This is a genomic window from Pedobacter petrophilus (genome assembly GCF_009674725.1).
GTDB lineage: Bacteria > Bacteroidota > Bacteroidia > Sphingobacteriales > Sphingobacteriaceae > Pedobacter > Pedobacter petrophilus.
In genome coordinates this window covers 20,413-41,769 of record NZ_WKKH01000038.1, presented here as the reverse complement: position 1 = coordinate 41,769, position 21,357 = coordinate 20,413, and the positions used below count along the sequence as shown (strand labels likewise).

Below are 21,357 nucleotides of genomic sequence, written 5' to 3'. Positions count from 1 at the left end.
TGCTGGATCTTTTATGCTGAACAAAATTATATCCTGTCAGCAATTCTCAAAACCTATTTATACAAACTTACGATGACGAGGTGGCTATAGCGCTCGTATCAGCATATTGCTATCGAAGAATCGTCCTGCTGAACTTGATTCAGCATCTTACAGAATACTCTTCCCAATCCCAAGAAGTAAAACCATACTTTACTTGTTTATTAAAATAAATTGCTAATGAAAACTTAGTAATACTATTATCATTGATAATTGTACTAGTGATCTCATTTATAATCCTTGAACCTGTTGTATACTCACAAAACTGTTAAGTTCATTTTTATATTTAATTGTTGTGCTCATATCAATTATATTAAACGGAACGTCAGAGTCTAAATCTAATCTTGATCTTGATTGGATAATAGATAACTTAGTTACACTTATCATGATGAAATTCAATTTATGAATAACTTTTCTACAACATTAAGCGGATCTGTATTCTTTTAAGATACCATCAGATTTCCATTTAAGTCGCTATCATCCTAATTGAATACCCCTCAAGCATTTTTATTAGACTGGTTAGAATCTACCGTCATGATCTCCTACAATTTCACTCCGAAATGCCCTTTGGTTAGACTATTCCGATAAAAAGTTTTCCACATCTCCCTGGCCTGAAATTGATTTTTGTCTATAATCATACTTTAAACTGTTTAAACCTATTTTTTGGTGACGGGATATAAAAAGTGCTTAAATTTTGATTACAGGCACATTTTACTAAATTTGAATTATACCAAAACCCAATTTATGTATCAGTTAACAGTACCTGCCGATCAAGTAAAGGAATCTTTAAGTAAGCACATTTTGGCCGATGGTTTCGACCTTACCTACGACATGGAAAAGAGTCATGGTGCTTACATTTATGATAGTAAACACAACCGGACCCTGCTTGATTTTTTTACCTGCTTTGCCTCTGTACCTTTAGGATATAACCACCCTAAAATGGTAAATGACGAAAACTTTAAAAAGAATTTACTGCTTGCTGCAATGGCAAATCCATCAAATTCTGATGTATATACCCAACAATATGCCCAGTTTTTAGAAACCTTCTCTAAAGTTGGCATCCCTGATTACCTGCCTCATGCATTCTTTATTGCCGGTGGAGGCCTGGCCGTGGAAAATGCCATTAAAGTAGCCATGGACTGGAAAGTACAGAAAAACTTTGCCAAGGGATATACCGAAGAAAAAGGTTTCAAGGTATTGCATTTTGAAAAAGCCTTTCATGGCAGAACTGGTTACACCTTAAGCTTAACGAATACCCTCCCCGATAAAACAAAATGGTTCGCCAAATTCGACTGGCCAAGAGTATCAGTACCCGAAGTTAAATTTCCGCTTTCGGGTGCGCATTTAGCTCATGCCATTGAGACAGAAGAGCTCTCTATCGCTCAAATCAAAAAAACTTTTGCAGAAAATAAAGATGAGATCTGTGCCATTATTGTAGAGCCCATTCAATCTGAAGGTGGCGACAATCACTTGCGCGAAGAATTCCTCATTCAATTGAAAACCTTAGCCGATGAAAATGAAGCCTTCTTAATTTACGATGAAGTGCAAACCGGTGTTGGCCTTACAGGCAAATTCTGGTGTCACCAGAATTTTAGTGAAAAAGCCAGACCGGATATCCTTGCCTTTGGAAAGAAAATGCAGGTTTGCGGCATCCTGGTTGGCAATAAAGTAGACGAAGTAGAAAACAATGTGTTCAACATCCCAAGCAGGATCAATTCTACCTGGGGCGGTAATCTGGTGGATATGGTCCGTTCATCGCAAATTTTGCAGATTGTAGCAGATGATCAGCTTTGCGAAAATGCAGAAACCGTTGGTAATTATCTGAAAGGAAATTTAGCAAATCTTGCACAAAAATTTGATCAGATGAACAACGTTCGCGGACGTGGATTACTTTGCTCATTCGACTTTCCAAATAAAGACATGCGCAATACCTTTATTGCTAAAGGACTGGAACAGAACGTGATGTTTCTAGGCTGTGGCGATAGAACAATCCGTTTCCGCCCCGCGCTCTGCATTGAACAAAAACATATTGACGAAGGCTTGACGGTTATGGAAAAAATATTGCCTTTATTGTAGGCATGAGTAGAAAATCGCTGATTTATATCATCACCGCAATCGTTTTAATTCTGGTTTTCTTTATGGTTAAGGATACGCTTAATCAACCAGGGGTTGAAGATATGAAAGCCGGCTTCACAGAAGTGGCAAAATTTAGAAATGCGAATAATACGGGGCCCGTTCAGCGTATTTATGTGGTTACGGTTAAAGATTCCGTTTGGAAAGAGCTGGAAGATTATGGCAACCTGATGCCGCACACCAAATATGGAAGTACTAAGGTTTACTTCTTTATGGAAAATTCAAATGTGCCGAAAACCTTACACCCGGGCACAGTCAATTTCGATCCTGCATTTAATAAAACTTGCATTGCCTTGTATGAGAAAAGTGCCATGAGCCAGGTAGCATTTAATAAAAATCCTTTTTAGCAAATAAAGTAAATCAATGATCTGTGAAAACGGATCATTGATTTACACCCGCATTTCAAACCACAGACTTTCTATAAAACGCTACTTAAATCCAATGCGCTCTATTGAACAAATGACACCAATGAACCAATAATACTATTGAACCAAACTACACAAATGCCGAAAATCCTGTTATTGCCCGGCCAACAATCAACGTATTAATTTCCTTCGTACCTTCATAAGAATATATGGCTTCGGCATCGGCTACGAAACGGGCCACGTTATATTCAAGCAAAATCCCATTTCCACCCATTACCTCACGGGCTTTACTCACCACATCACGGGTACGCAAAGAGCAGAAAACCTTCGCCAAAGAAGCATGTTCGTCTTTTAATAATCCCTGATCTTGTAACTGAGAAAGCCTGAAACACAAGGTTTGCATCGCCGTAAGGTTAGAAAGCATTTCCACCAGGTGGTTCTGAATTAACTGAAAGGAAGCGATGGGTTTTCCAAACTGTTTCCTGGTTCGGGTGTATTCCAAAGCATTTTCATAAGCACCACGTGCACAACCAACCGCTTGCCAGGCCACTCCTGCCCTTGTCATTTGTAAAACCTTCGCCGTATCTTTAAATGAATTGGCATTTTGCAAACGATCTGCTTCTTCTACTTCGCAATTGGTCAGCGTGATGATTCCATTTTGAACAATACGCAAGGCCATTTTATCCTGCATTTTTTCTACGGCAAAACCCGGATTATCCTTTTTTACGATGAACCCTTTTACTTCGCCATCTCCTTCATCGCGTGCCCAGATAATTAAGATATCGGCGAAAGTGGCATTGCCGATCCATTTTTTCTGTCCGTTCAAGATCCATTTTTCTCCAACTTTTTTACAAGTTGTCGTCAGTCCGCCTGCCGCAGCAGATCCTACCTCAGGCTCTGTTAATCCAAAAGCGCCGATAATTTTAAATTGCTGCATCAAAGGAAGCCATTGTTGCTTTTGTGCTTCCGATCCGCACAGGTAAATAGAACCCATCGCCAGGCCACTTTGCACCCCAAAAAAAGTAGAAATGGAAGTATCTATTCTCGCCATTTCCATCGCTAAAATTCCTTCCATCAGGTTAGATTTCCCCGGACAGCCGTAACCTTGGTAGGTTAACCCACAGATATTTAATTCAGCCAGTTTTGGAATGATCTCGAATGGAAACTCGGCTTTGTTCCAATAGTGATTAACAATTGGCTTCACTTCTTTCTCTAAAAACGCACGTACCTTTAATTGTAACTGGCGATCTTCATCTTTTAAAGCTTCATCGCCCAGATGATAAAAATCTCCTTCAATTGGGGGCAATTCCCTTTTTTTGCCAGGTCCGCCCATCATTTTCATCATGCCCTGAATTTGTTTTTCATCCAGACTGGAAATCGTTTCCACCATTTTTGGCAGATCCACTTTTCGCGATAAGGCATCCAATTTATCGAAATCTATATGTTTGAAAAGCTTGTACGCATTTTTAAGTGAAGAGAATATATTCGCCATTATTATTCGTTTGGAGAGTAACAAACGAGTGGTGATTTTGTTGGAGGTGGTGGTTTAACCGCAAAGGGCGCTAAGTGTTACACAAAGAAAAGAAGAAGAAAAAGATCTGGATGCAAATATTTAACCGCGAAGAGCGCTAAGTGTAACGCAAAGAAAAGGAAGAAGATTTAGACCGATAGCGATATGCACAGCTTAACCGCAAAGGGCGCTAAGTGTAACACAAAGAAAAGGAAGAAGATTTAGACCGATAGCGATATGCACAGCTTAACCGCAAAGGGCGCTAAGTGTAACGCAAAGAAAAAAAAGAAAAAATGGCTATGGCGTAGAAAAGTTTTAACCGCAGAGCACGCTAAGGAATACGCAAAGAGACACAAACAATGGCCTATAATCTTTTATTTTTAGCTCTGCACCTGACTTTGCATTCTTTGCGAAACCTTCTTTTTCTTTGCGGTTAAACCACCTTGCCATTAACCTACTTTTCACCCAGCTTGGCGTCCTTTGCGAGCACTTCTTTTGCTTTGCGGTTAAACCTTACCATTAACTTACTTTTCACCCAGCTTGGCGTCCTTTGCGAGCACTTCTTTTTCTTTGCGGTTAAGCCCTCACTTCAAATTAAACAAATCATCCACACCCAACAATTTCCTCGAAGTAAAACCTTCACCGAAAGTAGCGCCGATGCTTTTTCCGAATTCCCTCGAACGACCAATTACCGTTTCGAAAAATTCTGGTGAGGAGATGTAAGTTTGCAAACCGTCTACATCAGGATTATAAAATTGCGTTTTAAAGGCTTTGATAGACTCAATTTTCTTATCCATATGATCAGAAATATCAACGATAATATCTGGTTTCAAATAACGATCCTGAATATATTGCAATAATAATCTTGGTCTGTGTGCAGCCTGATTTATTCCATCCATTTCAGTCTCTATTTTTGGCAAGCCAGACAGGAAAACCGAATCATACACTAAATCACCCGCCCGGCCATGGTCCGGGTGACGGTCTTCCAGCGCGTTACTCAAAATGATTTCCGGTTGATATTTCCGAATCGCTTTTATTACCTCCAGGCGATGAAACTCATCATTCTGAAAAAACCCATCCCTGAAACGAAGATTTTCACGGGCATGTAAACCTAAAATCCGGGCAGAATCTGCAGCTTCTTCATCTCTGGTTTCGGCGGTGCCGCGGGTACCCAATTCGCCCCGGGTTAAGTCTACAATGCCAACTTTCCTGCCTAATGCAATGTGCTTTAAAATTGTTCCTGAACAGCAAAGTTCTGCATCATCAGGATGTACAGCGATAACTAAAATATCTAATTTCATGATTATTTCTGGAAGTTTTCGTTCAGCAATTGCTGAACTTTCTTTTTAATCTTCGAACTCAAAGGTTTGGTAAAAGGCATATAGAAATCTACCAGTTCTCCCTTTCTGTTCAAAATGTATTTATGGAAGTTCCAACGCGGTTTAGAACTTAGTTTCGAATTTTGTTTCTTATCGCTCAGAAATTGATAAAGCGGATGGGCATGCTCGCCACGAACCAATATCTTATCGAAAATCGGGAATTTAACGCCATGATTAATTTCGCAGAACGAAGCAAGTTCATTTCCCACTAAAGGTTCTTGTTTACCAAAGTCGTTGGTAGGAAAGCCTAAAATTTCAAAATCGGGATGATTGATTTCATCTTTTAACTGCTGCAACTCCTTCAATTGTGGCGCAAAACCACATTCAGAGGCCGTATTAACAATTAAAACAACTTTATTTCGATATGCGGAGAGCAACTGGTCTTCACCATTGATTTTTTTAACCTTAAATGAATAGATGTTTGGAATGCTTTCCTGCATTATATTATTGATAAAATCCAGAAGTGCGAATGATAGATTCTATGTCGCGATCTTCATTAGGATTGTAAGTACTTTTTAAATTATGACCAACCACGCGGGCAACAATCTGATAAGAAAAAGCAGCGAAACCACCCTTGGTTTGCTTTACAATATCGTAAGTCGTTCTTCCAACCTCCCTGTCAATCAGCTTGGTTAAAATTTGTCCCTGGGTAATCGTTAATTCCTTTATTTCGCGGTTAAACATGTCTTTAATTTCCTTGTCACATTGCTTAACCAGTTTTTTCTGGTCTTTTTTATCAGGCGTACGGGCAATATCTTCTTCCAGCTGCTGGTATCTGCGCTTTGCATATAAGGCGTAAGGCATCACCTTCAATACATTGTAGCGCAGCCTGTTGTAAGCCATTTGCTCTGCCGGAGATTTCCATCTTCTATTTGCGAAAATACTTACATCCTGCAACTGCATCCAGGGAATCATCACACCGTTATCGTTAGTAGAAGCCACCCTAATCGTATCCGTTTTACCCATTTTAGGAAAAACTGGTGCTACAGGCTCCTGGGCTTTTAGCGTTACACCAAAAATCATGACAATAAACAGAATGATTAGCCCTTTAAAATTCATAAATTTATACTTTAACAAAGTTAGGTGTTATTTCATATATTAGTCGTTTACCAGAACTAATATAAGTTTTATTCATAAATAAGACGCAAATTTTTACGCAAAAAAAACAAATGAAAACAGAGTTAGTGATTGATTTAGAGGCGGAAAAGAAGGAGATTTTAAAAAGGTACAGGGCATTATTGCGGGCCAGCAAATCTACGCTACAGAAAGGGGATAAAAAAGAAATCAGAAAAGCTTTCGATATGGCGCTGGAAAGCCATAAAGACATGCGTCGTAAATCTGGCGAACCTTATATCTATCATCCTATCGCTGTTGCGCAAATTGCTGCCGAAGAAATTGGCCTTGGTACCACCTCTATTGTATGTGCTTTGCTGCACGATGTGGTGGAAGATACCGATATTACCCTGGAAGATATTGAGCGTGAATTTGGAAAGAAAACGGCTAAAATTATCGATGGACTGACCAAGATTTCAGGTGTTTTTGACACCAATAGTTCCTTGCAGGCAGAGAATTTCCGTAAAATGCTGCTTACCCTGGCGGATGATGTTAGGGTAATTTTAATCAAGCTTGCCGATCGTTTACATAACATGCGGACGATGGATTTTATGCCCCGCCACAAGCAGCTTAAAATCGCATCTGAAACAATATATTTATATGCACCGCTTGCCCACCGTTTAGGTTTATATGCCATAAAATCAGAATTGGAAGATCTTTCGATGAAATATCTTGATCCTGATACCTATAAATTTATCGCTAAAAAACTTAATGAGAAAAAGGCGGAACGTGCGTTATTTATCAAGAAATTCGTAGAACCAATTGATGAAATTGTACATGACCAAGGTTTGGTAGCTGATGTTTATGGCCGACCTAAGTCCATCCACTCCATCTGGAACAAGATGAAGAAGAAGAATATTCCTTTTGAGGAGGTTTATGATCTTTTTGCCATCAGAATTATATTAGACAGTGGCTACGAAAACGAAAAGGCGGATTGCTGGAAAGCCTACTCGATAGTTACCGATTTATACCGCCCAAATCCAGATCGTTTGCGCGACTGGGTGTCGTCACCGAAAGGAAATGGCTACGAAAGTTTACACACCACGGTAATGGGGCCTCGCGGACAATGGGTAGAGGTACAGATCCGTACACAGCGGATGAACGAGATTGCTGAAAAAGGTTTCGCCGCCCACTGGAAATACAAAGAATCCAGTAATGACAATGGCTTAGACCAATGGATTCAAAAGGTGAGGGAGATGTTGAGTAATCCTGAGGCAAATGCTTTAGACTTCCTTGACGATTTCAAAATGAACCTTTTCTCTGATGAAATTTTCATTTTTACGCCAAAAGGTGCCTTACTTCAACTTCCTTTGGGTGCAACAGCTTTAGATTTTGCTTTCGAAATCCATACCGGCGTGGGCGCAACCTGTATTGGTGCAAAGGTTAACCATAAACTGGTACCTATATCTTATAAGTTGCAAAATGGCGATCAGGTAGAAATCATTACCTCCAGTAAACAGACGCCTAAAGAAGATTGGCTAAATATTGTGGTGACGGCGAAAGCTAAATCCAAAATTAAATCATCACTCAAAGAGGAAAAACGGAAAATTGCTGATAACGGGAAGGAAATTCTGGAGCGGAAACTTAAATCACTTAAAATTACTTACAATACCGATAATCTGCAGAAATTAAGTTACTTCTTTAAACTGCCCTCTACGCAGGAGCTTTTTGTAAATGTTGCGCTTGGAAAAATCGAGCTTAGGGATATTAAAGAATACCTCAACAGTGAAAAAGAAGTGGAAAGCCGTGGTCCGGAGCGGCCGGAAAATTTATCGGTAGATGGGATTAAGAGTAAAATTAAGGGTGGCGAATCTGATATTTTACTCATCGGCGAAGACATGCAGCGCATCGATTATACGCTTGCAGCTTGTTGTAACCCTATTCCCGGCGATGATGTTTTCGGTTTTATTACCGTAAGCGATGGCATAAAAATCCACCGGACAAATTGCCCGAATGCAGCACAGCTGATGGCCAATTACGGTTATCGGGTAGTTAAAGCTAAATGGAATAAACAGCAGGAATTAACATTTTTAACGGGTTTACGAATTGTTGGGATTGACGATGTTGGTTTGATCAATAACATTACCCGTGTAATTTCTACAGATTTTAAAGTAAATATGCGTTCGATCACAGTTGATACCAATGAAGGAATATTTGATGGATCAATTATGATTTTTGTTAACGATACGGAACACCTGGAAAACTTAATTAAGAATTTACTCAAAGTTAGAGGGGTGACCGGGGTGACAAGGTTTGATGCCTAGAAAGTCAGAAGTCATTAGTCCGGAGTCAGAAGTTTAAGAGCAGACTAATAAGTTTATGGCATAATGTTCAATTTGCAAGTGACTAAGGACTTTCGACTAAGGACTTAAATCACCGGACTTCCGACTTCCCAGCTTCCGACTTATTATAACATTTAAACAATAGAACAACATAACAATCAAACAATTTACCTACCTTTGAACGGAGTTTAAATACTATGTCTGAACAAAAAACAAATGAGCTTGTTCGCAAGATTTTTGAAGCTTATTTAGAAAACAAAAATCTACGCAAAACACCAGAGCGTTTCGCCATATTGGAAGAAATCTATTCAAGAAACGATCACTTCGATGTTGAAACCCTTTATATCCACATGAAGAATCAAAAGTATCGGGTAAGTCGTGCTACGGTTTACAATACTTTAGAGTTACTGGTTTCATGCGATTTAGTTACCAAACACCAGTTTGGGAAAAACATGGCACAATTCGAAAAGTCTTATGGCTACCGCCAACATGATCACGTGATCTGTATAGAATGCGGTAAAGTAGTTGAGTTTTGCGATCCCCGGATTCACCAGATCCAAACCATGGTTGGCGATCTTTTGAAATTCGACGTGAAACATCATTCATTAAACCTTTATGGCTTTTGCTCAGATTGCAGCATGGCGAGAAAAGTAAATGAAACTGCCAAAGCGGCTAAACCTGCAGCAAATTAAATCAATCACAAAATAAAACCAGCTTAAATTTTTAATAATGACGCAAGTAGATGTACTTCTCGGCCTGCAATGGGGCGATGAAGGAAAGGGAAAAATCGTTGATGTACTCAGTCCAAAATATGATCTTATTGCCCGTTTTCAGGGTGGCCCGAATGCCGGACATACTTTAGAGTTCGATGGCAAAAAATTCGTTTTAAATACCATTCCATCCGGAATTTTCAACGAAAAAACCATGAACCTCATCGGTAATGGTGTCGTAATCGATCCTATCATTTTAAAAAGAGAGTTAGATAACCTGAAAAAAGCTGGTCATGACCCTGTTGCTGAAGGCAAATTGGTGATTGCCCGTAAAGCGCACTTAATTTTACCTACTCACCAGTTATTGGATGCTGCAAATGAGGCACGCATGGGTAAAAATAAAATTGGATCAACGCTGAAAGGCATTGGCCCGACTTATATGGATAAAACCGGCCGTAACGGTTTACGCGTTGGCGATACTACCCTCCCGGATTTTGCAGAGCGTTATGCTAAACTGGTAGAAAAACATACCGAAATCCTGTCTCATTACGAAGGTTTTGAATATGAACTGGCAGAAAAAGAAGCATCATTCTTCGAAGCCATTGAATTCTTAAAAAGCATTCCTCACGTAGATAGCGAGCATTTTGTTAACGGCTATTTAAAAGAAGGTAAAGCTGTTTTGGCTGAAGGTGCACAAGGCACTTTATTAGATGTTGATTTTGGCTCTTATCCTTTCGTAACGTCTAGCAATACTACAACCGCTGGTGCCTGTACGGGTTTAGGTATTGCGCCCAACAAAGTTGGCGCTGTTTATGGTATTTTCAAAGCGTACTGTACACGTGTTGGCGGAGGTCCTTTCCCTACAGAACTAGACAATGAAGTTGGTGAAAATTTACGCGCGTTAGGTCATGAATTTGGTGCAACTACAGGTCGTGCCCGTCGTTGCGGATGGATTGATCTTCCTGCATTAAAATATGCCATCATGTTAAACGGTGTAACCGAATTAATTATGATGAAAGCCGATGTATTGGATACTTTCGAAACTATTTACGCTTGTACGCACTATGAATACAATGGTGAAACCATCGATTACATGCCATACGATATCATTTCTATCGAACCAAAACCAGTATTAAAAGCAATTGATGGCTGGGCTACAGATGTAACTAAAATCACTGCTGTTGACGAGATTCCAGCGAAGTTGAACGACTATATTGCCTTCCTGGAAAAAGAATTAGAAGTACCTATTAAATTCCTTTCAGTAGGACCAGATAGAGCACAAACTTTAGCATTACGTTAATACATCAGAATAGATCTTGAAATAACTTCAGGTTGATGATAAAAACAAAAAGCAATCCAATCGGGTTGCTTTTTTTATTAGCAGAGTTATTGACAAAAGTTGACCAGTATTAAAATGATTTTTAATGAGATTGCTTTGTCGTTCTCCTCGAAATGGCAATTTGTGGAGATTAATGAATCTTAAATAAAATCCCTCAATATAAAATTATTTCACATAATTATCAGCGCTATTTTTACCTTTGCCGCAGCTTGGAAAACCAAAATAATATACCTGATTTCAAACAGAAAGCATTGCGCTGGGCTAACCAGTTCGAGGTTTGCTGCCTTCTGTATTCGAATCAATACAAAGATCAATATTCATCCTACGACTTCTTAATCGCTGCTGATGTTCAGGAGGAGCTGGCCTGCAAAAGCGGAACCGCATTTGATCAGTTAAAGGATTTTCAGAAATCACATAAAACCTGGCTTTTTGGATTGTTTAATTATGAACTCAAAAATGAGATTGAAGATTTAGACTCGAATCATCCTGATTACCTCAATTTCCCGGAGTTGTACTTTTTCGTTCCTAAGTATTTAATTGGCATTAAAAACGGTTTGATAGATGTGCTGATTGGAAATGATTCCATTATTAATGAAATTAACCAATTCATCGTTAGCAACGATCAGAAGCAAGCGGCATTAAAAATTCAAAAGCGTTTATCAAAAGATCAATACCTGGGTAAAATAGAAGCTTTAAAAAACCACATTCTACGCGGCGATATTTATGAAATTAATTTTTGTCAGGAGTTTTTTGCAGAGAACGCAATAATAGACCCTGTACAAACCTTCGAAGCATTAAACCGCTTATCTCCCACCCCATTTGCTGGTTATTTTAAAATTAAAAGTCAATATATTTTATCGGCTACGCCGGAGAGATTCTTGTGCAAGCGAAATAACAAACTTATTTCACAGCCTATAAAGGGAACGGCAAAGAGAAGCAATGTTCTTCAGGAAGACGAAAACATTAAAAATCAGCTTAAAAATGATCTGAAAGAACAATCTGAAAATGTGATGATTGTTGATTTAGTGCGTCACGACCTTACCAAATCGGCAGTAAAAGGATCTGTTAAAGTGGATGAATTATTTGGCGTTTACACTTTCCCCCAGGTGCACCAGATGATTTCTACCATTAGCTGTGAGTTAAACCCTGATGTTCATTTCATTGATGCGATTAGAAATGCATTTCCAATGGGCTCCATGACGGGCGCCCCCAAACTCAAAGCCATGGAATTAATTGAAGCATATGAAGAAACAAAAAGAGGCATGTATTCTGGTTCTTTCGGTTGCATTAGTCCTGATGGAGATTTCGACTTTAATGTTGTGATAAGAAGTATCCTTTATAACTCAGCCAATAAATACCTTTCCTTCCAGGTTGGCGGGGCAATTACCTATCAATGCAATGCTGAAAAAGAATATGATGAATGCTTGCTTAAAGCGAGTGCGATTCTGAAGGTGTTAGGTTAGTCGTTAGTCGCAACAGCCTGTTCTGGGCGGTGTTTTAAAAAAAATAATTATTTTTTCGCTAACACTGGCAATCAACCGATAGTACATACTAGCTGAAAAAACATTACTAACAAAAAGGCAAGAACTTAGCACCTTGTTAAACCTTGACTTCTCAACTCTCAACCTTACTTTCAACCTTCAGCCCTTTTAATATCGGTTAGTGCATCACCTACCAAAAAATCTCACTATCAGGAGATTAATTATAAAAGAAAACAAAGCCTAGAAACCTTGATAAATCTTCAACCTAAGCCTTAACCTTACCTGATGTACAAACTTCACAGCTAAACTATAACAAAAAAGGTGGAGAACTTAGCCCTTCGCTATCTTCTCCACCTTTTAACTGTTAACTTCAACCTTACTTTTTATAATACTGTTGTGCTTCAGGTAAATATTTTTGAATCTGCGCGATACGCGTTGCATCACTAGGGTGAGTACTTAAAAATTCTGCTGGTTTTTGAGCACCGGCAGATGAAGCCGACATTCTGTTCCAGAAACTTGTGGCATTTTGAGGGTTATATCCGGCCATTGCCATAAAAATTAAACCTAAACGATCTGCTTCTAACTCTTGATTACGACTGAACTTCAGCATGGCAACCGGTGTACCTACACCATAAAGCGTATTGAAGATAGATTGTGTTTTAGGGTTTCTGGATAACGCTACACCCGCGGCAGCGCCAACTCCCTGGGCAACCATTTCCTGTGACATGCGTTCTGCCGAGTGACCTGCAATCGCATGAGCAATTTCGTGTCCCATAACAGTGGCTAAACCAGCGTCATCCTGTGTTACCGGAAGAATACCAGTATAAACAACAATTTTACCGCCTGGCATACACCACGCATTTTTTTCATTATTTTGAACTACGTTAACTTCCCACTGGTAATCAGCGATTAAGTTGCCGTAGTTATTACTGTTCATATATGATTTTACTGCGGAAATTAGTTTATTACCGACAGTTTTCACTTTCAGCGCCTGTGCATTTGAAGCAGATAATACAGTAGTTTTATTTTCTGTTAAGAAAGTACTATAAGCTTGAAATGCCATAGGTAAAACCTGCTCATTACTTACTAAATCAAATCGACTACGTCCTGTTAATGGAACAGTAGAACAGGAATTAAATAATAAGATGCCAGCAAGACTTGCCGTTAAAAATAACTTTTTCATAATTTAGTTTTAGTTTAGTTACCCTTCAGGCGAACCGAATTTTATACAGTAAGCTGCTGAATAAGTTTAATGATTGTGTTTTTGTTGCTAATTAGTTTTCTTCCTAAACAAATACACTTTTGATTCCTTGCCCTTAAGCAATCTTTCGAGATTTTTTTGATGCGTAACTAAAATTAAAACACAGACAACCATGCCGTAGAGCACTTCTGATTTTATAGAAACCTGAAACAAAAAGACAACACTGAGCGGAAATGTAAAGCCAGCGCAGATTGAACTTAATGAAACATATTTTGTTAATAGTAATACAATCACGAAAACCAGAACGCAAAGCATAGATGCTTCGAAGTTAACTGCCAAAATCATTCCAAAAAGTGTAGCCACTCCTTTTCCTCCCCTGAAACCAGCAAAAACGGGAAATAAATGTCCCATTACAGCAGTTACACCCAGGGCGAGCTGATAATTAACAAAAACAACTGAATTTTGCGGCCCGGTAACAGACATACCAATAATGTAGGCCAAATTGGTAGCGGTGTAGCCTTTTGCAATGTCAATAACCATTACAGCGATGCCAGCCTTTTTCCCTAAAACCCTAAAGGTGTTGGTTGCACCAGCGTTGCCACTTCCGTATTCCCGAACATCAATACCGTAAAAGGCCTGACCGAGCCATACGGCGGTTGGTATGGATCCAAACAGATACGCAAATAATAAAGCAGTGAGCGAATAAACCGTAACCATAGCCTACAATGATACAAAAAATAAGCTTTCAATTTTATAGCACATCACTTTTAGAATGCTTTTAAACTGATGTCGAGGCTTTTTACAGAATGTGTAAGCGCCCCCATTGAAATAAAATCTACTCCGCAAGCAGCATATTCTACTACATTTTCTTCGGTAATCCCTCCAGATGCTTCGGTTGTAAATCTTCCATCAATTAATGCTACTGCAGCTTTTAAATCGGTAAAGTTAAAGTTGTCAAGCATAATGCGGTCAACACCACCTACAGCCAATACCTGGGATAATTCCTCTATATTTCTTACCTCGATTTCAATTTGGAGCGTTTTGTGATGATCAGACAGGTATTTTTGGGTAGAGGTAATCGCATTTGCAATTCCACCAGCATAATCAACATGGTTATCTTTAATTAAAATCATATCGTATAAACCAATGCGATGATTAACACCTCCGCCAATTCTTACCGCCCACTTTTCAAGATACCGCAAACCCGGGGTTGTTTTGCGTGTATCTAAAATTCTTGTCTTGGTATCTTTTAAAAGGGAAACAATGTGGTGAGTTCTAGTTGCAATGCCACTCATTCGCTGCATGCAATTGAGCACCAAACGTTCTGCAATCAGAATAGCATGTGTACTTCCGCTTACTGTTAAACCAATATCTCCCACTTTTACTGCTACACCGTCCTGTAACAATACGTTAACTTTTAAATCAGGATCAACTGTGGCAAAAATTTCCAGCGCCAATTCCATGCCTGCTAAAATGCCGTCTTCTTTGATAATGAGTTTGGCCCTACCCTGGGTGCCGGCAGGAATTGTTGATAATGAAGTGTGATCACCATCGCCAACATCTTCAGCCAGGGCATTTTTTATGAATTGATGTATTAGTTGAATATCCAAAATATAGGTTTTATGCTGCAAAAATAAGAATTATTTGTTATCAGGCAATTTACCGGCAGATATTACGATAGGTTGATGGGGCGTTTAAGAAACATTCAGAGAGAAACAACCTAATCTTTAGCCGGTTCGATTCTTAACTCAGTAATCTGAAAGGTATTATTCACTTTTTTCATCGTAATAGAAACCCTGAATGTTTCTTTTGATGTATTGAGGATGATCACACCAAACCTATAATTCGGACTATTGTTAATTTTATGAAAAACACTTGTTTTAACAGGGGGGTGTTTGACGAAAAAATCTCGCAGAATCTGCTCACCTTGTGCTTTAGAATAGACATCTTCTTCATCAATAATGATTAATTCTATCGTGGAGGCAAAATTTTTAGCGATATCCTTGGCGTTTCCAGCTTTAAAATAAGATGATAAATCATCGATAATATCTGCCTGGATAGCAACAGGACGATATAATGATGTCAAACTAATAACAAGTAAAAACAAGCTCCGGATCATTTCTGTATTTTATACAGAACACAGTAGCTAAAATTATGCCATTAGCTTATCAAAAAACGATTTCTTAATTTGTATAACCTTCAATAAAGTTATATTTGCCATATGAATAAAACACTAAAACATGTTTTGAAAGAAAATGTTTTGGTATTGATGAATAAATTTTTCAATTAATATGGTAAACAATAAAAAACTCGCACTTATAATTTTAGATGGCTGGGGTTACGGAAGTCAGGATAACTCTGATGCTGCCTACGCTGCAAAAACACCTTTTTTTGATTCCTTGTTGCAAAATTATCCTCATTCAAAATTAGAAGCATCTGGTGAAGCGGTAGGATTACCTGCCGGACAAATGGGAAACTCAGAAGTTGGGCACATGAATTTGGGTGCTGGTCGCGTTGTTTATCAGGAACTGGGCAGAATCAATAAGGCAATTGCTGATAGAGAATTGCACAGCAACCCGGTTTTACTTGCCGCATTTGATTACGCAAAAGCCAACAATAAAGCAGTTCATTTTATTGGTTTAGTTTCTAACGGCGGAGTGCATGCACATATTGAGCATTTAAAAGCACTTTGTGATGCAGCAAACGAGGCTCACGTAGAAAAAACGTTTGTTCATGCTTTTTTAGATGGTCGTGATACTGATCCGAAATCGGGATTAGGTTTTATTACCGATCTTCAAAACCATTTGCAACATGGAAATGCAAAATTAGCGACCATGATTGGCCGATATTATGCAATGGACCGGGATAACCGCTGGGAGCGTGTTAAACAAGCTTACGATGTAATGGTAAACGGCGTTGGTGAGAAAACACAGGATGCTTTAAGTGCCATTCAAAGTTCCTACCAAAATGGCATTACGGATGAATTTTTAAATCCTGTTGTACTTACCCAATTTAACAGCGAACCTGTTGCAACTATTCAGCCGGATGATGTGGTGATTTGCTTTAACTTCCGTACGGATAGAGGTCGTGAAATTACAACGGCACTCACCCAAAAAGATTTCCCGGAACAACTGATGCATAAACTGCCATTGTATTATGTAACCATGACCACTTATGATGAAAGCTTCGATAAAGTGAATGTAATGTTAACCAAAGATGATTTGACGAAAACAATTGGCGAGGTTTTATCAGAAAATAATAAAAACCAGATCCGGATCGCGGAAACGGAGAAATATCCACACGTTACTTTCTTCTTCTCTGGTGGTAGGGAAACCGAATTCCCTAACGAGAAACGCATTTTAGTGCCTTCTCCGAAAGTTGCTACGTATGATTTACAACCGGAAATGAGCGCAGCTGGAATCACCGCAGCCATTACCGCAGAAATGGAAACCGGCTGGGCAGATTTTATCTGCTTAAATTTTGCCAATCCAGATATGGTTGGCCATACGGGTGTTTTCGACGCAGTAATAAAGGCAGTAGAAACTGCTGATAAATGTGCCGAAACAGTCGTAACCAAAGGACTTGAAAATGGTTATTCGTTTATTTTACTGGCAGATCATGGCAACTCTGAGTTTATGGTAAACGGAGATGGATCGGCAAATACCGCACACACAACCAATTTGGTTCCCTGTATTTTAATCGACAAAGATTATAAGGCTATTGCTGATGGAAAACTTGGCGATATCGCTCCTACTGTTCTTCGCATTTTAGGTGTTGATATTCCAGCGGAAATGACAGGAAACGTGCTGATATAATGACGAAAAAACTTTGCATTCTGGTATTTGCTTTCACGTTTTTCTCTTGTAACCAGAGGGAAGCAGCAAAAGCGAATACCGAATTATTATATTTTGACTTAAAAGGATATTTCGGCAAAGAAATTATCCGGCTAAAAAATGCCAGGGTTAAGGTTGATAAAACCGTCAGTATAAATGGCATTAGCGAAACCAAATCGTTATTAATCACTGATTGGGAAAAGGAACTTGCTATTTTTATCAATGCTGATATCAACAAAAATTCGTGGAAAGGAAGTTTTAAAGTTACGCAGCAAAATGGCTTACAGGTATACACTTCTGACAGTAAAAAGATTCCGGTTAAAAAAGTTTCAGTAAATAATAAAGGCTTAAAGATTAGTAAGGTTGAAATCATCATTAATAACAAAAACATCTTATACCAATCGCTTGATACCCTCACCTACTACCCGGAAATATTATATAAGATCAGAAAACAACAAAAAATACGCTTACTCGCTCCAAAAGACTATACTGTGGTAGCCAAATTTAATCCATAAAAAAAGCGGTTAGAAATTAATCCCTGACCGCTTTTTTATGTTTGAAGATTACTTTAAACTCGTTATTTGCGCTTTATTATAAGTAACCCAATCAATAATATCTTTCCTTAACGGCTGCATGGTTAATACTTTTTGAAAATCTGCTATTGAATTGTTAAACAATGCTATACAGGCCACTTTCTCAGTGCTTTTCTTCACTTTATAAGATTTAAAAATGGCATAATCTTTATAGGCTAAACCTCGATTCTGAAACATTTGCGTATCCTCATCACCGGTAATTTCAATCGCTTTGGTAAAATCTCTAATGGCAGCGGTATAAAAGTTCTCCCGCATGGTATTTAAAGATTCTTTTGGATCATTTGCAATATTTAACCTGGCTTTGCCGCGGTAATAATAGGCAGATACTTCTGCAGGCTTTAAGGTAAGTAAACGGCTATAGGTTGAGATACATTTTTCGTACTCTCCATTTTGAAAATAAGAATAACCCAGCATTTTTAACACAGCAGCATTATCGGGCGTTTTGGTATCGGCTTTTTCTAGTTGGGTAACCGCAGTTTTATAATCTCCTTTCATCATTGCCTGCATGCTTTTCTCATTCTGGGCAAATGTTGTGGTTGACGAAAAAATGATTAATCCTAAAATTGCTTTTTTAAAATAGTTCATGTATGAATAATAATTTAGATAACTCCAGCACCTTTCCAGGGCGATTTTTTTTTGCAATATAATCCTATTATGATAAATTAATAGTTTTATATTTTCTTAACTGCAAACGGAAAGCCCTTAACAATAAGTAAACGTTTAAAATAAAGAAATATGATATTGTCATCAATAAATATATTTCTCTGCCTTTTTAACATAAGATTAATATAGTTTTTACTTTGGCACAAGAGTTGAAATTATTATATTACTAACATAATTAAACAATGTGAATACGATTAAACTGCCAGTTTGTCGTTAGAGGAAACGTGATAATGAGTAAACAAGATATATTTGATTTTCATTCTGCTATGCCAATTATAAATGAGGATACCGAATTTTTCCCTTTGATGTCTCAACAAGATGAGGAGGAAATGAACAATGAGGATACGCCGGAAACCCTGGCTATTTTACCATTGCGAAACACTGTTCTGTTCCCTGGTGTGGTAATTCCAATTACCGTTGGACGGGATAAATCAATAAAATTAATTAAAGAAGCTTACAAAGGAAACAAGATTATTGGGGTAGTATCTCAAAAAGATGTATCTATTGAAGACCCTACTTTTGAGCAACTTAACAGTGTTGGCACCGTTGCCAACATCATTAAATTGCTGCAAATGCCTGATGGTAACACCACAGTTATTATCCAGGGGAAACAACGTTTCAGCTTAATTGAAGAAGTTCAGAATGAGCCTTATATTAAGGCCGTAGTTAAAAAGTTTGAAGAGCAAAAACACAAGGGAGATAAAGAATTTAAAACCTTAATTGCTTCGATCCGTGAGATGTCTGCGCAAATTATTCAGCTTTCTCCAAACATTCCCAGTGAAGCAAGTATTGCCTTAAAAAACATTGAAAGTAATTCATTTCTGATCAATTTTATTTCATCGAATATGAATGCCGAAATGGCCGATAAGCAAAAGATTCTGGAAATGAATAAATTGCTGGATCGTGCGCAGAAGGTAATGGAATTGCTGATGATCGAATTGCAGATGCTGGAATTGAGAAATCAAATTCAATCTAAAGTTCGTACTGATCTCGATAAACAACAACGGGATTATTTCCTTAATCAGCAATTAAAAACGATTCAGGAAGAATTGGGTGGTAATTCTGCCGACCTTGAATTCGATGCTTTGCAAGAGAAAGCAAAGTTGAAAAAATGGTCGAAAGAAGTTAATGAGCACTTTGAGAAGGAACTTGATAAACTAGGCCGGATGAACCCTGCTGCACCAGATTATTCTGTTCAGCTAAATTACCTGGAGTTAATTTTAGATCTACCCTGGAGTGAGTTTACCAAAGATAATTTTGATTTAAAAAGAGCCCAGCGCATTTTAGATAAAGATCATTTTGGTTTAGAGAAGGTTAAACAACGGATTATTGAATATCTGGCGGTATTAAAGCTTAAACGCGATATGAAAGCGCCAATTCTTTGTCTGGTTGGCCCTCCGGGAGTTGGGAAAACCTCATTGGGGAAATCTATAGCCAAAGCGTTAGGCCGTAAATATGTACGGATGGCTTTAGGTGGTATTCGCGATGAGGCAGAAATTCGTGGTCACCGTAAAACGTACATCGGTGCTATGCCTGGCCGCATTATTTCATCCATAAAAAAAGCTGGTGCAGATAACCCTGTATTTGTTTTAGATGAAATTGATAAAGTTGGAACAGATCACCGCGGCGATCCTTCATCAGCATTGCTAGAAGTTTTAGATCCGGAACAAAACAATGCCTTTTATGATCACTATGTGGAGATGGATTATAATTTATCGAACATTTTATTCATCGCGACAGCTAACTCGTTGAGCACTATTCAACCTGCTTTGCTCGATCGGATGGAGATTATAGAGGTTAACGGGTATACTATAGAGGAGAAAATTGAGATTGCCAAAAAATACCTGCTTCCGAAACAGAAAGAAAATCATGGCTTGCAGAATAAAGATATTACCCTTAAACCAGCATTGATTGAAAAGGTAATTGAAGATTATACGCGTGAGTCTGGAGTTCGTGGTCTGGAGAAAAGAATCGGTTCGCTGGTTCGTGGTGTAGCAACGAAGATTGCAATGGAAGAAGAGTATAATGTTACTTTAACCAATGAGGATGTTGAACGCATTTTAGGTGCACCGGTTTACGATAAGGATTTATACGAAGGCAATGAAGTGGCCGGTGTAGTTACAGGTTTAGCCTGGACAAGCGTTGGCGGCGATATTTTGTTCATTGAATCTAGCTTAAGCCCTGGTAAAGGAAAGTTAACCTTAACCGGTAATTTAGGTGATGTAATGAAAGAATCTGCAGTGATTGCACTTGCTTATTTACGTGCACATGCGGCAGAGTTTGGTATAGAATATTCTTTATTTGATAATTGGGATGTGCATGTTCACGTTCCTGCCGGCGCAACACCAAAAGATGGCCCATCGGCTGGTGTAACTATGTTAACTGCGTTAACTTCTGCTTTTACCCAGCGTAAAGTAAAACAACATTTAGCCATGACCGGAGAAATTACCTTGCGTGGTAAAGTTCTGCCGGTTGGCGGAATTAAAGAGAAAATTCTTGCCGCGAAGAGAGCTAATATCAAAGAAATTATCCTTTGTAAAAGCAACCGCAAGGATATTTTAGAAATCAAAGAAAGTTATATTAAAGACCTTACTTTTCATTACGTAACAGAAATGAGTGAAGTAATTGAATTGGCTTTAACCAAAAACAAGGTAAAAAAGCCTTTAGATCTGAGTATTAAGATTGCTCCGATTGTCAACTAAATGGTAAATCTTTTGGA

At 38.5% G+C, this 21,357-nt stretch carries 18 protein-coding genes; 9 read left to right on the top strand and 9 right to left on the bottom strand.

Going from position 1 to position 21,357, the window contains the following annotated elements; genetic code table 11:
* The first annotated feature begins 780 nt into the window (after nt 1–780).
* Nucleotides 781–2,112, top strand: a complete 1,332-nt coding sequence (lat, locus tag GJU39_RS18415) for an L-lysine 6-transaminase (RefSeq protein WP_154282470.1) — start codon at nt 781–783, stop codon at nt 2,110–2,112.
* 2 nt (nt 2,113–2,114) lie between these two features.
* Nucleotides 2,115–2,516 carry a hypothetical protein gene (locus tag GJU39_RS18410; RefSeq protein ID WP_154282469.1) on the top strand — a complete coding sequence of 134 codons (402 nt, stop codon included), beginning with the start codon at nt 2,115–2,117 and terminating at the stop codon, nt 2,514–2,516.
* A gap of 148 nt (nt 2,517–2,664) precedes the next feature.
* Here GJU39_RS18410 and GJU39_RS18405 read toward each other — a convergent pair whose 3' ends face one another.
* From GJU39_RS18405 to GJU39_RS18390, 4 genes are all read right to left on the bottom strand, one after another.
* Nucleotides 2,665–4,026: an acyl-CoA dehydrogenase family protein gene (locus GJU39_RS18405; RefSeq protein ID WP_154282468.1), complete on the bottom strand. Its 1,362-nt coding sequence runs from the start codon at nt 4,024–4,026 to the stop codon at nt 2,665–2,667.
* A 602-nt stretch (nt 4,027–4,628) separates the two neighbouring features.
* Nucleotides 4,629–5,345, bottom strand: a complete 717-nt coding sequence (bshB1, locus tag GJU39_RS18400; RefSeq protein ID WP_154282467.1) for a bacillithiol biosynthesis deacetylase BshB1 — start codon at nt 5,343–5,345, stop codon at nt 4,629–4,631.
* 2 nt (nt 5,346–5,347) lie between these two features.
* Complete coding sequence (locus GJU39_RS18395; protein ID WP_154282466.1) at nt 5,348–5,863, bottom strand: glutathione peroxidase; 516 nt, start codon at nt 5,861–5,863, stop codon at nt 5,348–5,350.
* Nucleotides 5,864–5,867: 4 nt separating this feature from the next.
* Nucleotides 5,868–6,482: a DUF4294 domain-containing protein gene (locus tag GJU39_RS18390; protein ID WP_154282465.1), complete on the bottom strand. Its 615-nt coding sequence runs from the start codon at nt 6,480–6,482 to the stop codon at nt 5,868–5,870.
* A 110-nt stretch (nt 6,483–6,592) separates the two neighbouring features.
* On the opposite strand from GJU39_RS18390, the gene GJU39_RS18385 reads away from it, so the two are divergent.
* From GJU39_RS18385 to GJU39_RS18370, 4 genes are all read left to right on the top strand, one after another.
* Nucleotides 6,593–8,800, top strand: a complete 2,208-nt coding sequence (locus GJU39_RS18385) for a RelA/SpoT family protein (protein ID WP_154282464.1) — start codon at nt 6,593–6,595, stop codon at nt 8,798–8,800.
* A gap of 215 nt (nt 8,801–9,015) precedes the next feature.
* Nucleotides 9,016–9,510 (top strand): Fur family transcriptional regulator, encoded by a 495-nt coding sequence (locus GJU39_RS18380; RefSeq protein ID WP_154282463.1) that lies wholly within the window; start codon nt 9,016–9,018, stop codon nt 9,508–9,510.
* A 37-nt stretch (nt 9,511–9,547) separates the two neighbouring features.
* The gene (locus GJU39_RS18375; RefSeq protein ID WP_154282462.1) at nt 9,548–10,828 is read left to right on the top strand and encodes an adenylosuccinate synthase; all 1,281 of its coding nucleotides are present in this window, start codon (nt 9,548–9,550) and stop codon (nt 10,826–10,828) included.
* 248 nt (nt 10,829–11,076) lie between these two features.
* On the top strand, nt 11,077–12,330 hold the full coding sequence (locus GJU39_RS18370; protein WP_154282461.1) for an anthranilate synthase component I family protein: 1,254 nt from the start codon (nt 11,077–11,079) through the stop codon (nt 12,328–12,330).
* Between the two features lie 394 nt (nt 12,331–12,724).
* On the opposite strand, the gene GJU39_RS18365 is transcribed toward GJU39_RS18370, so the two are convergent.
* The 4 genes from GJU39_RS18365 to GJU39_RS18350 all read right to left on the bottom strand — a co-directional run bounded on the left by GJU39_RS18365 (nt 12,725) and on the right by GJU39_RS18350 (nt 15,635).
* Nucleotides 12,725–13,531 carry a M48 family metallopeptidase gene (locus tag GJU39_RS18365; RefSeq protein WP_154282460.1) on the bottom strand — a complete coding sequence of 269 codons (807 nt, stop codon included), beginning with the start codon at nt 13,529–13,531 and terminating at the stop codon, nt 12,725–12,727.
* 87 nt (nt 13,532–13,618) lie between these two features.
* A complete protein-coding gene (gene plsY, locus GJU39_RS18360) occupies nt 13,619–14,266 on the bottom strand; it encodes a glycerol-3-phosphate 1-O-acyltransferase PlsY (protein ID WP_154282459.1) in 648 nt (215 codons plus the stop codon).
* A gap of 50 nt (nt 14,267–14,316) precedes the next feature.
* Complete coding sequence (gene nadC / locus GJU39_RS18355; protein ID WP_154282458.1) at nt 14,317–15,159, bottom strand: carboxylating nicotinate-nucleotide diphosphorylase; 843 nt, start codon at nt 15,157–15,159, stop codon at nt 14,317–14,319.
* Nucleotides 15,160–15,269: 110 nt separating this feature from the next.
* Nucleotides 15,270–15,635 carry a DUF4783 domain-containing protein gene (locus GJU39_RS18350; protein WP_245228009.1) on the bottom strand — a complete coding sequence of 122 codons (366 nt, stop codon included), beginning with the start codon at nt 15,633–15,635 and terminating at the stop codon, nt 15,270–15,272.
* A 205-nt stretch (nt 15,636–15,840) separates the two neighbouring features.
* On the opposite strand from GJU39_RS18350, the gene gpmI reads away from it, so the two are divergent.
* Both gpmI and GJU39_RS18340 read left to right on the top strand, forming a co-directional pair.
* Nucleotides 15,841–17,364, top strand: coding sequence for a 2,3-bisphosphoglycerate-independent phosphoglycerate mutase (gpmI, locus tag GJU39_RS18345; RefSeq protein ID WP_154282456.1), 1,524 nt, complete (start codon nt 15,841–15,843; stop codon nt 17,362–17,364).
* Nucleotides 17,364–17,897, top strand: coding sequence for a hypothetical protein (locus GJU39_RS18340; RefSeq protein WP_154282455.1), 534 nt, complete (start codon nt 17,364–17,366; stop codon nt 17,895–17,897). Before gpmI ends, GJU39_RS18340 begins: the two co-directional genes overlap by 1 nt.
* Nucleotides 17,898–17,945: 48 nt before the next feature.
* On the opposite strand, the gene GJU39_RS18335 is transcribed toward GJU39_RS18340, so the two are convergent.
* Nucleotides 17,946–18,560, bottom strand: coding sequence for a tetratricopeptide repeat protein (locus tag GJU39_RS18335; protein ID WP_154282454.1), 615 nt, complete (start codon nt 18,558–18,560; stop codon nt 17,946–17,948).
* A gap of 308 nt (nt 18,561–18,868) precedes the next feature.
* Between GJU39_RS18335 and lon the strand changes: the two genes are divergently transcribed.
* Nucleotides 18,869–21,340, top strand: a complete 2,472-nt coding sequence (lon, locus tag GJU39_RS18330) for an endopeptidase La (RefSeq protein ID WP_154282453.1) — start codon at nt 18,869–18,871, stop codon at nt 21,338–21,340.
* Nucleotides 21,341–21,357: the final 17 nt, after the last annotated feature.

Excerpts from the sequence above, each read along its gene's own strand:
- lat (WP_154282470.1), top strand. The coding sequence starts at position 781 with ATGTATCAGTTAACAGTACCTGCCGATCAAGTAAAGGAATCTTTAAGT.
- GJU39_RS18410 (WP_154282469.1), top strand. The coding sequence starts at position 2,115 with ATGAGTAGAAAATCGCTGATTTATATCATCACCGCAATCGTTTTAATT.
- GJU39_RS18405 (WP_154282468.1), bottom strand. The coding sequence starts at position 4,026 with ATGGCGAATATATTCTCTTCACTTAAAAATGCGTACAAGCTTTTCAAA.
- bshB1 (WP_154282467.1), bottom strand. The coding sequence starts at position 5,345 with ATGAAATTAGATATTTTAGTTATCGCTGTACATCCTGATGATGCAGAA.
- GJU39_RS18395 (WP_154282466.1), bottom strand. The coding sequence starts at position 5,863 with ATGCAGGAAAGCATTCCAAACATCTATTCATTTAAGGTTAAAAAAATC.
- GJU39_RS18390 (WP_154282465.1), bottom strand. The coding sequence starts at position 6,482 with ATGAATTTTAAAGGGCTAATCATTCTGTTTATTGTCATGATTTTTGGT.
- GJU39_RS18385 (WP_154282464.1), top strand. The coding sequence starts at position 6,593 with ATGAAAACAGAGTTAGTGATTGATTTAGAGGCGGAAAAGAAGGAGATT.
- GJU39_RS18380 (WP_154282463.1), top strand. The coding sequence starts at position 9,016 with ATGTCTGAACAAAAAACAAATGAGCTTGTTCGCAAGATTTTTGAAGCT.
- GJU39_RS18375 (WP_154282462.1), top strand. The coding sequence starts at position 9,548 with ATGACGCAAGTAGATGTACTTCTCGGCCTGCAATGGGGCGATGAAGGA.
- GJU39_RS18365 (WP_154282460.1), bottom strand. The coding sequence starts at position 13,531 with ATGAAAAAGTTATTTTTAACGGCAAGTCTTGCTGGCATCTTATTATTT.
- plsY (WP_154282459.1), bottom strand. The coding sequence starts at position 14,266 with ATGGTTACGGTTTATTCGCTCACTGCTTTATTATTTGCGTATCTGTTT.
- gpmI (WP_154282456.1), top strand. The coding sequence starts at position 15,841 with ATGGTAAACAATAAAAAACTCGCACTTATAATTTTAGATGGCTGGGGT.
- GJU39_RS18340 (WP_154282455.1), top strand. The coding sequence starts at position 17,364 with ATGACGAAAAAACTTTGCATTCTGGTATTTGCTTTCACGTTTTTCTCT.
- GJU39_RS18335 (WP_154282454.1), bottom strand. The coding sequence starts at position 18,560 with ATGAACTATTTTAAAAAAGCAATTTTAGGATTAATCATTTTTTCGTCA.
- lon (WP_154282453.1), top strand. The coding sequence starts at position 18,869 with ATGAGTAAACAAGATATATTTGATTTTCATTCTGCTATGCCAATTATA.